The 11,564-nt window shown below is 37.1% G+C and carries 10 protein-coding genes; 7 read left to right on the top strand and 3 right to left on the bottom strand.

Annotated features, from left to right (window positions below):
- The first annotated feature begins 42 nt into the window (after window positions 1-42).
- The 3 genes from trmB to BV60_RS0117040 all read left to right on the top strand — a co-directional run bounded on the left by trmB (window position 43) and on the right by BV60_RS0117040 (window position 2,165).
- Window positions 43-681 (top strand): tRNA (guanosine(46)-N7)-methyltransferase TrmB, encoded by a 639-nt coding sequence (trmB, locus tag BV60_RS0117050; RefSeq protein ID WP_029323674.1) that lies wholly within the window; start codon window positions 43-45, stop codon window positions 679-681.
- A gap of 55 nt (window positions 682-736) precedes the next feature.
- Window positions 737-1,060 carry a thioredoxin gene (gene trxA, locus BV60_RS0117045; RefSeq protein WP_029323672.1) on the top strand — a complete coding sequence of 108 codons (324 nt, stop codon included), beginning with the start codon at window positions 737-739 and terminating at the stop codon, window positions 1,058-1,060.
- 163 nt (window positions 1,061-1,223) lie between these two features.
- Window positions 1,224-2,165, top strand: coding sequence for an SH3 domain-containing protein (locus BV60_RS0117040; RefSeq protein WP_197029588.1), 942 nt, complete (start codon window positions 1,224-1,226; stop codon window positions 2,163-2,165).
- On the opposite strand, the gene BV60_RS0117035 is transcribed toward BV60_RS0117040, so the two are convergent.
- On the bottom strand, window positions 2,156-2,608 hold the full coding sequence (locus BV60_RS0117035) for a hypothetical protein (protein WP_029323670.1): 453 nt from the start codon (window positions 2,606-2,608) through the stop codon (window positions 2,156-2,158). The genes BV60_RS0117040 and BV60_RS0117035 overlap by 10 nt on opposite strands.
- Window positions 2,609-2,639: 31 nt before the next feature.
- On the opposite strand from BV60_RS0117035, the gene murI reads away from it, so the two are divergent.
- From murI to nrdG, 3 genes are all read left to right on the top strand, one after another.
- The gene (gene murI, locus BV60_RS0117030; protein ID WP_029323669.1) at window positions 2,640-3,470 is read left to right on the top strand and encodes a glutamate racemase; all 831 of its coding nucleotides are present in this window, start codon (window positions 2,640-2,642) and stop codon (window positions 3,468-3,470) included.
- 132 nt (window positions 3,471-3,602) lie between these two features.
- Window positions 3,603-5,819, top strand: coding sequence for an anaerobic ribonucleoside-triphosphate reductase (gene nrdD, locus BV60_RS0117025; protein ID WP_029323668.1), 2,217 nt, complete (start codon window positions 3,603-3,605; stop codon window positions 5,817-5,819).
- An 85-nt stretch (window positions 5,820-5,904) separates the two neighbouring features.
- Complete coding sequence (gene nrdG, locus BV60_RS0117020) at window positions 5,905-6,435, top strand: anaerobic ribonucleoside-triphosphate reductase activating protein (protein WP_029323667.1); 531 nt, start codon at window positions 5,905-5,907, stop codon at window positions 6,433-6,435.
- 3 nt (window positions 6,436-6,438) lie between these two features.
- Here nrdG and BV60_RS0117015 read toward each other — a convergent pair whose 3' ends face one another.
- Both BV60_RS0117015 and rsmA read right to left on the bottom strand, forming a co-directional pair.
- Window positions 6,439-7,203, bottom strand: a complete 765-nt coding sequence (locus BV60_RS0117015; protein ID WP_029323666.1) for a TatD family hydrolase — start codon at window positions 7,201-7,203, stop codon at window positions 6,439-6,441.
- Window positions 7,204-7,253: 50 nt separating this feature from the next.
- Window positions 7,254-8,120 (bottom strand): 16S rRNA (adenine(1518)-N(6)/adenine(1519)-N(6))-dimethyltransferase RsmA, encoded by an 867-nt coding sequence (gene rsmA / locus BV60_RS0117010; RefSeq protein WP_029323665.1) that lies wholly within the window; start codon window positions 8,118-8,120, stop codon window positions 7,254-7,256.
- Window positions 8,121-8,370: 250 nt separating this feature from the next.
- Here rsmA and BV60_RS0117005 point away from each other — a divergent pair, with 250 nt between their 5' ends.
- On the top strand, window positions 8,371-11,520 hold the full coding sequence (locus BV60_RS0117005; protein ID WP_029323663.1) for a tetratricopeptide repeat protein: 3,150 nt from the start codon (window positions 8,371-8,373) through the stop codon (window positions 11,518-11,520).
- Window positions 11,521-11,564 lie beyond the last annotated feature (44 nt).

Genomic DNA, 11,564 nt, shown 5'->3' with positions numbered 1-11,564 from the left:
TGGTACAATTAATTTATACATTGAAAGGTAAAGATATACTATATGCGGCTAAGAAATATTGCAGGATCCAGAGAGAGGATTGCAGAGAGTCCGTTCACTATTGATAGTCCTGAGGAGTACAAGGGAAAATGGAATGAAGTGTTCGGGAATGATAATCCGATAAGGATTGAAGTTGGAACGGGAAAAGGACGTTTTATAATGGATATGGCAGCAGCCAATCCTGATATTAATTATGTAGGAATTGAGAAATACTCAAGTGTTCTTTTGAGAGCAGTCCAGAAGCAGACAGAGCTGGAACTGACAAATGTCAGATTTATCAGAATGGAAGCTGAAATAATCACGGAAGTGTTTGAGGAGAACGAGATAGACAGAATTTATCTCAACTTTTCGGATCCCTGGCCTAAGGAGCGGCACGCACAGAGAAGGCTTACATCGAGCAGTTTCCTTAGAAGATATGATCAGATTTTAAAAAAAGATGGTCAATTGGAATTTAAGACAGACAACAGAGACCTTTTTGATTTTTCGCTTATGGAACTTAATACAGCAGGGTGGCACGCTGAAGCTGTTACATATGATCTGCATAATGAACCTTTAATGAATGAAGGTAATATAATGACAGAATATGAGGAGAAGTTTTCCTCAAAAGGAAATCCAATCTTCAAATATATTATTAAGCGGTAGGGTTGTTACTTTAATAATGCTTAGCGATATTGTTTATCGCAGAAAGAGGTGGACGATGGCTGAATACACATTTACAACAGACAACTTTGACGAAGAAGTTCTCAACAGTAAGCTTCCGGTACTTATTGACTTCATGGCTGATTGGTGTGGACCATGTAAAATGATGGCTCCCATGATCGATGAATTTGCCAAGGAATATGATGGTGAGCTCAAGGTTGGTAAGATAAACGTGGATGAACAGCCGGAGATTGCTCAGAAATATGGTGTTATGTCAATTCCGATGTTTGCTTTTATTAAAGATGGAGAGGTTGTTGATCAGGCAGTAGGTGCACAGAGTAAGTCCAAACTACAGAGCATGATAGACAAGGTTGTTTCCTGATTTGTTACTAATTAGATAGTGTGATATTATTAATTCGGGTGAGCATTTGCTTACCCGAATTATTTTGCTTTGAGTAGAGCACTTGGTGAGGTTTCTTACGAACTTAGTGCGAACTATACAAGTCAACTTGGTGAGGCTTTGTTGTGACTAGTTGATTTTGTTTATGCAAACTTCAGGGGGAGATGTTGACCAAGGGATTTCCGGAGGAGAAGTCATGACGGACAATATCAGAAACTTTAACGACTATAGAAAAAAAATAAATAAAGATGATCAGTTTACTGAAGAAATAAATATTGAGATACAGGATCCACTGGATTTTTTAAGTGCTGAAGAGAGAGAAGAATACTATAGAACCCAACATGAGGCTATGGACAGAGAGAGAGAAAGCCTTAAGAAGGATTCACCGGAATTCTATCTTGATGAGGACGAGGATTACTATACTTCACGGAAAAACTCAAAAGAAGAAATAATAGCTGATTCGTTAAAATCGAGTGAAGAAGAAATTATTTCAAGAAAATCTGCCAGGGAAGATAAAAAGGTAATTTCAAGAAGAACAGAAAAAAAGGTCAAAAGTTCAAATAGCCATACTGCTTCAAACGAACCATTTGATCATACTTCTGACAAGAAAAAGAAATCAGAAAAGATAAAGGAAGAAAAACCAAAGGCCATAAGAAGAAAAACAAGAATAGAAGATATAGATGACTTTGAGGATGAGGAAGTAAATGGCAGAGGAATAAATCCTCTCCTGATAGTCAGAATATCTTCCATTATCACAGGTATAATAATCCTTGCTCTTATAGGAATGATTTTTAAGGCAAAGTTTTATGACCGATATCTTGTTCCTGATCCGGATGAAGATACAACCAAAGTAGAAGTAGGTGAACTTGCTGGTTATACAAGGACTGATGACAAGGTTATAACAACATCTGACTTGAACCTTAGAAATACACCCTCCACAGCAAGCAAAGACTTTGTAGTGGTTCAGGTTCCTAAAGATACAGTTCTGGACAGAATCGCAGTAAGTGATGACGGAGAATGGGCTCAGGTAAAATATGAGGACCAGTTACTCTTTTGTGTTATGAAATATCTTACTGTTCAGGAATAAAAAGTATGCAGCCATGAATAAAAGGGGTCAAGTGCTTCACAAAGGTCATCATAGCTTAAGCAAAGATTTTCAACTTTTTGATATATTTCTTCTGATGTAACTTTGTTTTCAAGAGCTTTGACCAGTCTGCTTTCACATTTTGACTCAAGAATTCTTACATCCATATTGATCAGAATATCCTCATAAAGCTGTTCTATACTTGAGAACAGGTGAGGATATTTTTTACGGATATAAGATAATTCATCCAGCATGGTTTCTCTTCGTTGAAGCAAAAAAAGAGTGTAAACAGGCTCAACTATTTCCCTTGGTTCTATTTCATCCTGATAAGAGCCGTCTTCATAGCCATAGCCTGAAGCATAGTATTCGCAAAGTTCCTGAATAAAAGGACTAACATGCGAGTCGTCATATAATTTTTGAAGTTCAGTAGTAAATGATTCTTTCATAATTAATAATGATACAACAAGGAGCGTCGATATGCGAATAGGAATTTTTGATTCCGGTATTGGTGGGCTTTCTGTTTTAAATGAAGCTTATCATAGATTTCCGGATGAAGAATATATTTTTTATGCAGATATAAAGCATGTACCGTATGGAACTAAATCCGAACAGGAAATAAAAGGCTTTGTAGATGAAATAGTAAGATTTCTTATAGATAAAAAGGTGGACGCTGTTGTGATCGCATGCAATACTGCTACCAGTGTGGCCGTCGAAATGCTAAGAGGAAAGTATGATCTTCCGATTCTAGGTATGGAACCCGCCGTAAAGCCGGCTGTAGAATGCCCTGGCGATAAAGACAAAAGAGTTCTTGTGATGGCGACTCCTGTTACTATAAGAGAAAAAAAGCTTGCTAATCTTCTTACCAAAGTAGATATACAACATAGGGCAGACCTTTTGGAGATGCCGGGACTGGTTAATTTTGCAGAGCACGAGGAGTACGATACAGACGAAGTCAGAGATTATATAAAAAGCAGATTTTCCGGGATTGGTGCTTCTAATGAAAAATATAGTTCACTTGTTTTGGGATGTACACATTTTAACTATTTCAAGCCTTTATACAGGGAAATTCTCGGAGATAAGATAAATCTTATAGACGGAAATTACGGAACAATTCATCATTTGGGAGAAGTCTTGGGCCTTAAGATGAATAAAGATCCAAATAGGGAGATTATTTTTAATCAACCACAAGATATAGTGGTTAAATATAAAACAACCTACTACGAGTCAGGAGACGAAATAACGGATACCGTCGACCTGTCAAAATACCTTAGAATGCTGAACAGGCTTGAGTTTGTTAGGAAAGTTTGATAACGATAAATTGTTACTTGATTTATACAATATAATGTATTATATTTTATATATAGCCACAAGATATAGTTTCGGGTGGCTATTATTTATCTAAAAAATTAAATTTCATGTATATTACTAGGGGGTTAACCAGTGAAGATTATTAAGAGAAGCGGTAAAGAAGTTACTTTTGATGGCTCAAAAATATTGGCAGCTATAGAGAAAGCTAATAAGGAAGTGACTCTTGATCAGAGCTTGTCTGAAGATCAGATAAAGGATATTGGAGCTCAGGTAGAAGAGAAATGTAACAAATTAACCAGAGCAGCAAACGTTGAAGAAATCCAGGATATGGTCGAAGATGGACTTATGCAGTCCGGAAAATTCGAGGTTGCCCGTAAGTATATTACTTATCGTTACCGCCATGCTCTTGTTCGTAAATCAAATACAACAGATGAACAGATCATGTCTCTCATAGAGTGCAGTAATGAGGAAGTTAAACAGGAAAATTCAAATAAAAATCCCACAGTAAACAGTGTTCAGAGAGATTATATGGCAGGAGAAGTAAGCCGTGATATTACACGCAGATTTCTGCTTCCTGAGGATGTTGTAAAAGCTCATAAGGATGGAATAATTCATTTTCATGATTCTGATTACTTTGCCCAGCATATGCATAATTGCTGTCTGGTTAATCTTGAGGATATGCTTCAGAACGGTACAGTTATATCTGAAACCATGATAGAACGTCCCAAGAGCTTTTCGACAGCTTGTAATATTGCTACCCAGGCAATAGCACAGATTGCCAGCTCACAATACGGCGGACAAAGCATAACATTGTCACATCTTGTACCTTTTGTGGATGTTAGCAGACAGAAATTCAGAAGAGAAGTCCGTCAGGAGTTTATCGATGCGGGGATGGAAGCAACAGATAAACAAATAGATGATATCGCAGAGATGCGTGTGCGCAAAGAAATCGAACGTGGAGTCCAGGTTATTCAGTATCAGGTAATTACATTAATGACTACTAACGGACAGGCTCCTTTCATTACAGTCTTCATGTATCTTGATGAAGTTCCTGAGGGCCAGCTTAGAGATGATCTTGCCCTTGTTATAGAAGAAATGCTTAAACAGAGAATAATAGGTGTAAAGAACGAAAAAGGAGTATATATTACACCTGCTTTCCCTAAACTTATATATGTTCTTGATGAAGATAATATTCATGAAGGAACACGTTATTGGTATTTAACTCAGTTAGCTGCAAAGTGTACGGCTAAGAGAATGGTTCCTGATTATATTTCCGCTAAGAAGATGAAGGAATATAAATCGGGAGATGTTTATCCCTGCATGGGCTGCAGAAGCTTTTTGACTGTAGATAGTGAGGAAAATGCAGAGGGTCTGTGTAACAAAGGTAATATTTCTAAGGCTCAGAATTATACAGAAGGTGAGCACAAGTACTACGGACGCTTTAATCAGGGAGTAGTTACAATAAATCTTGTAGATGCCGCATGCTCTTCAGGCGGAGATGAAGAAAAATTCTGGGAAATAATGGAGGAGCGCACAGAGCTTTGCAAGAAGGCATTAATGTGCAGACATAATCGTTTATTGGGAACACCTTCCGATGTTGCACCTATACTTTGGCAGAATGGAGCTCTTGCACGACTTAAAAAGGGAGAAACCATAGATAAATTATTGTATGGAAACTACTCAACTATTTCTCTTGGATATGCCGGACTTTGTGAATGTACAAAATTTATGAAAGGTGTTACACATACAGATCCTGCCGGAAAAGATTTTGCACTCAGAGTAATGCAGTTTATGAATGATAAGTGCTCAAAATGGAGGAAGGAAACCAATATTTCATTTAGCCTTTATGGGACTCCTCTGGAATCTACAACATATAAATTTGCCAGAGCACTTCAGAAACGATTTGGAATTATCGATGGAGTAACTGATAAGAACTACATTACAAACAGTTATCATGTCCATGTTACAGAGAAAATAGATGCATTTACAAAACTCAAGTTTGAGTCTGAATTTCAGGCACTTTCTCCGGGAGGAGCTATAAGCTATGTTGAAGTTCCGAACATGAATGACAATATCGAGGCCGTACTCTCAGTAATGCAGTATATTTATGAAAACATTATGTATGCTGAGCTTAATACAAAGAGTGATTACTGTCAGTGCTGTGGATATAATGGTGAGATACAGATTGAAACAGACATAGATGGTAAGCTTATCTGGAAATGTCCCAATTGCGGTAATACAGATCAGGATAAGATGAATGTGGCAAGACGTACATGTGGTTACATAGGCACTCAATATTGGAATCAGGGACGCACACAGGAAATAAAAGAAAGGGTATTACATCTTTGATGATGCATACGGGGATGAAAAAGTTTTTATAAGAAAGGGGAGCTACTGGTACTGGTAGCTCCTTTTTCACTAATGAGGATAAAATATGAATTATGCAGAAATAAAAACTACAGATATAGCAAATGGAACCGGAGTACGTACTTCACTTTTTGTTTCCGGGTGTACTCATCATTGCAAAGGCTGTTTTAATGAAGAAACATGGGACTTTAACTTTGGAAAAGCGTTTACAAAAGAAGTAGAGGATGAAATCATAGAAAGTCTACGACCGACATACATAACAGGGATTACAATCCTTGGGGGAGAGCCTATGGAGGTAGTAAATCAGAAAGCTTTGCGTCCATTTATTGAGAGAATAAAAAAAGAGCTTCCCGGGAAGACTATATGGGTTTATTCGGGATATCAATGGGAAGAAATTAATGATAAAAACAATAAAAGATGCAATGGAGAAGACACAGAAGCGATTCTTTCCAATATAGATGTGTTGGTTGATGGTGAATTTAACCTTGAATTAAAAGATATTTCACTAAAATTCAGAGGATCATCTAATCAAAGAATCATAATGGTTCAGGAATCTTTGAAAGAAGGAAGAATCGTTCTGTCTGATTTGAATGGATAATAATTATAAACGGTAAAGCCTCTTAGCGTTATTTTCGGTTATTTCAATTACCTGTTCAGCAGAAATACCTTTGATTTCGGCTATTTTTTGAACTATATAAGGTAGATTAAGTGAGGAATTACGTTTTCCTCTAAATGGTTCGGGTGAAAGATATGGAGAGTCGGTTTCTATAACAAGCTGTTCAATGGGAGCATATTCAACTACTTCACGCAGCTTTCGCCCGTTCTTGAAGGTAATCACACCGCCAACACCAATGAAAAAACCCATATTCAGATATTCTCTTGCTACTTCACGAGAGTAGGAATAGCAATGGATATCGCCCCCTATTTCCTCAGCTTTTAATCTTTTCATTATATCCAGAGTATCTTTTGCAGCATCACGGGAGTGAATGATCATTGGCAATTTAACTTTTCTTGCAAGCTCAATTTGAGCTTCAAACCATTTTTTTTGTAAATCTACAGAAGGCTCATCATAATGATAATCAAGACCAATTTCACCTACAGCTACAGCTTTTTCATAGGAACACATTTGTTCAAGCCAATTTAGTTCAGCTTCATCCATTTCATCGCAATCATTGGGATGAACCCCGATTGTAGTGTAAATAAAAGGATATTTTTTTGATAGTTCCACAGATTTTTCTATTGTATATTTACTGGCAGTAGCATTTACTATAGTACCAATTCCGTTAGACTGCATGGATGACAAAAGAGAATCTCTGTCGGTATCAAAGGCCTCATCATCGTAATGAGCATGCGTTTCAAAAATCATTTTTTCTCCTAAACAATAAGAATAATTAGATTCATTTAAATAAAATACTGCTATTTTATAAAAGAATACAGGATATTGGAAAGGGTTGCAAAATCCTGCAAACTGAGTTTTTCACCTCGTATAGATGGATTTAAATTCATCTGTTCCAGTGCAGCTACAACCTGATCCCTTGTAATACCTATATTACCGTTTGCCACACCATTTGATAATGTTTTCCGTCTTTGTGCAAAAGCAGATCTTATAACTGAGAACATAAATTTGGAATCAATAACATCAACAGGAGGATTTTTGTGACATTTTAAATGTATAACAGCAGAATCGACACCGGGTTGTGGGATAAAACAGTGAGGTGGAACAATCTGTACCATAGTTGGCTCTGTATAAAACTGTACAGCAAGAGAAAGAGCACCATAATCCTTAGATCCGGGAGACGTTGCTATTCTGTCAGCTACTTCTTTTTGAACCATTACAGTTATGCTTTCGATCGGAAGCTCGTTTTCGAGAAGATTCATAATAATTGGTGTAGTTATATAATATGGAAGATTAGCAACAACTTTTATTGGTTTACCATCATTCTCTTCCTGAACAATCTTGTTTATATCAACTTTCAAGACGTCTTCATTAATAACTTTTATATTGTTGTAGGAAGATAAAGTGTCTGAAAGAATGGGAATTAGCATTTTGTCGATTTCTATGGCTATGACCTTCCCGGCTTTTTCTGCAATATATTGTGTCATAGTACCAATACCGGGGCCTATTTCAAGAACTGTATCATCTTTACTTACGCTAGCAGCTTCCACGGTTTTTGACAAAACAGAATCATCAATAAGAAAATTTTGACCGAATTTTTTTTGTATACATAAATTATATTTTTCTATAACAGCCCGTGTTCCGGACACACAACCGAGTGTAGGCATTTGTGATTCTCCTTTGTAAACGATAGATTATAAAAAATAAATCTCCATATAGTAATATAAAAAAGGCTTATAAATCAGGTATAGCTTAGATATTTTACCAGTACAATTAATATTTTGCCACATAATAGAATTAAATACGAGAAAAACCGCACAAATAAGCGGAATTTTAACAGTTGTTTTTTGACATCAAAACTCCACTATGCTAAAATTTCACTAGATGTAGTGTGAAAAAGTTTTAGAGGACAATATTTTGGATAAAACAGAATATAAAATTCGAGCAGAAGAGATAAAATCGCTGATTAGAGCACAGCGCTTTGCAGATGCAGTAAAAATTGCCGACACAATTGACTGGAAAAGGGTTAAGAGTGTCGGTATGCTTTGTGCAATCAGTGATCTGTATAAAGTAAACAGGAGACTGGAAGAGAGTAGGGACATACTACTTCTTGCTTATGACAGAAGTCCTACAAGAAGAGAAATAGTATATTCGCTATGTGAACTTGCCATTGCTATGGGAGAGTTTGTACAGGCTGTTGAGTATTATAAAGAGTTTGTAAGACTTGCTCCAAGAAATACAGCAAGATATATTTTGCAATACAAGCTATATGAGGCTCAGGAAGTTAGTTTGGAAGAGCGTATAGCTGTATTAGAGGAATATAAAAAGCATGATTACAATGAAAAATGGGCATATGAGCTTGCTTATTTATATCATAGAGTAGGACTGACTACAGAATGTATAGAAGAATGTGATGAGCTTTTCTTATACATGAGAGAAGGTCGATATGTAATAAAAGCACTTGAACTGAAAGCACTCCATGAGCCGCTTTCACCTGAACAGAAAGCGGTATATGCAAAGTACAAAGCAGAAACCAGTGGAAGTTTGTATGCACCAAGTATGCAGGATGCGGTTCCCGGTAAGGACGAAGTTGATGGAAGTAAAGCACCTACACGTGAACTTCCTGTCATTACAGAGGAACAGCTCAGAGATGCGGCTAATGTAAATGCACAGAATAGCCAGGTTTATAATACACAGAACTATTCTCAGCAGACTGCTATAAATAACAACTATGAAGAGCAGGGACAGGGGCTTATTTATGAACAGCCGGCTTACCAGCAGGAGACGAGAACTGTACCGCTTAATGAGTCTGTATCGCAGAATACTCTTATATATGAAAAGCCAATTGAGGAACCTCGATATGAAGCTCCTATTGATGATACATATTCCGTACCTACAATTAACGTAGATACTTATAATACTGTAGATCTTCAAAAAGAGATTGCAGAGAATTTAAAAGAAGTACTTACAGAAAGCCCGGAGGCGGCACTATTTGCCGATGCTCATGGACCTCAGGTTGTAAGAGAAGGTGATGAAACGGAAAGCCTTGACACCGGAGACATGTTTGACACTACAGGTGATATAGCAAGACCTTCTATGTCTGAACTTTTTTATGAGGATAAGGAAGAGCAGACGGAAAGTATTCCAATTGAAGAACCTGTTTATGAGCCTGAAGTGCAAAATGAGAATGTACCCGAAGATATGGGAACTGATACAAAGGTGTGGAATACTGAGGCAATTGAGCAGGTTCGTGAGATGGCCCCTATTCCAGTTCAAAAAGAGACCCATATAGCCGAGGAATTAAGGGATAAAGAAATAGCTGCGAATATTGCGGCAGAAGCTATGCATGATCAGCCTATGTATAAAGGCGTGGTTTTTGCTGATGAGCCGCTGCAGGATGAGGTTCCCGGAGCTGTAATAAAGCCTAATGTAAGATATAGGATAAATAATAATTTTGATAAGATGTTGTCCCAGGAATACGATGGGCAGATAAGTCTTGCTATTGATGACGCCAAACAGGTTGAAAAGCAGATTACAGGCCAGATCAGCATAAATGAATTTATGAGTGACTGGGAAAAATATAAAAAAGAACAGCAGGACAAGCAGTATAAAAAGGTAAAAAAACAGGCAGCATCAGAAACAGGAGAGCTATTCAAGGAGTTTGATCAAAATCTTGTAGGACCTATGCTTGATGGGGATATTTCCATTGATGAAGCACTTTTAAAGAAGGATCAGCCTGACAACAATGAGGTATTACCTACAGAGACAGAGTATGTTCCTGAAGAAGCTCCTGTAGAGGAGATTAATTATGAACAGGAATACATTCCTGAAGCCGAGCTTCCACTAGAAGATACGAAGCAGGATAACTCATATCCATCTGATGAGGATAATACTGAAGAAGATATTATTTCAAAAGAAATAAAGCCTGAAACTTCAGAAATAATAAATGAGTCAGAATCTGAAACAGAAGATGAGGATTCAGAAATAACTACAATCGATGATCTTCAAAATACTACTTCTATGGTAGCAATAACAGGAGAAGATCTGGAAACAGCAGAATATCTTGGTGTTAATGAACCGGATGAAGAGCCTGATGAAAATGTTAAGGCAGCAGATGTAGATTTAGGTGAGACAACAGAAATTAGCAGTGAAGAAATTGAAAAGGCTGTTAGTATATCTGAAGATTCCACTGAGGATAAGGATGAGCATTCAGAGGAAGAGACTTTACCGGAAGATAAAGCTGACACTGAAGAAAAAACCGTCACTGAAGCTGAAGACGAGGATGACGATAATGATGACGTTGGTATAGACGAGAGAGTCAGAGTCATGACTCCTGAAGAAAAAGGACTTTTTGGACCGTATATTCATTACAAGAAGTCAAGGAGACAGATTGTTCGAGCTATTGATAACCTTAGCATGGCTGCGTATACAAACAATGCTATTGTTACAGGTGAACAGGGAGCAGGTACTGTTAATCTTGCGAAAGGTCTGATAAAAGCAGTTCAGTCTACAGATGACAACTTTTCAGGTAAAGTTGCTATGATAACTGCAATTAAGCTGAATAAGAGCTCAGTTAGTTCTATTTTGGATAAAATTGTGAACGGTGCTCTTATTATCAGAAGGGCTGCAGATCTTAAAGAGGATACTGTTATTACGCTGCTTAAACAGCTTCAAAGTGAGAATAAGGGATACATAGTTGTAATCGAAGATACTAAGGATGATATAGACAGGTTACTGGATAAATATCCTGAAATGAAAAAATGCTTCAATGTACGTGTTGATATAGAAGCACTTGATGATGATTCACTTGTTGCCTATGCTGAGCAGTATGCACTTGAGAAAGAGCATGTTATAGACAATCTGGGGATACTGGCGCTCCACCAGAAGATATCTGAGAGACAGACACTTGATCATGAAGTTACGGTTTCAGAAGTAAAAGAAATGGTAGACGATGCCATTTATTATGCTGATAAGCATTCAGTTGGACATTATTTTGACGTCTTATTGAGAAAGCGCTTTGATAAAGAAGACATGATTATACTAAGGGAAAAGGATTTTCTTCATTAAGTTTTCTTTTATGCTATAATGTGAATACATTTAAATTTTTCTAA

This window comes from Butyrivibrio sp. AE3004 (genome assembly GCF_000703165.1).
Lineage (GTDB): Bacteria > Bacillota > Clostridia > Lachnospirales > Lachnospiraceae > Butyrivibrio.
This window is presented reverse-complemented; position numbering and strand designations above follow the sequence as displayed.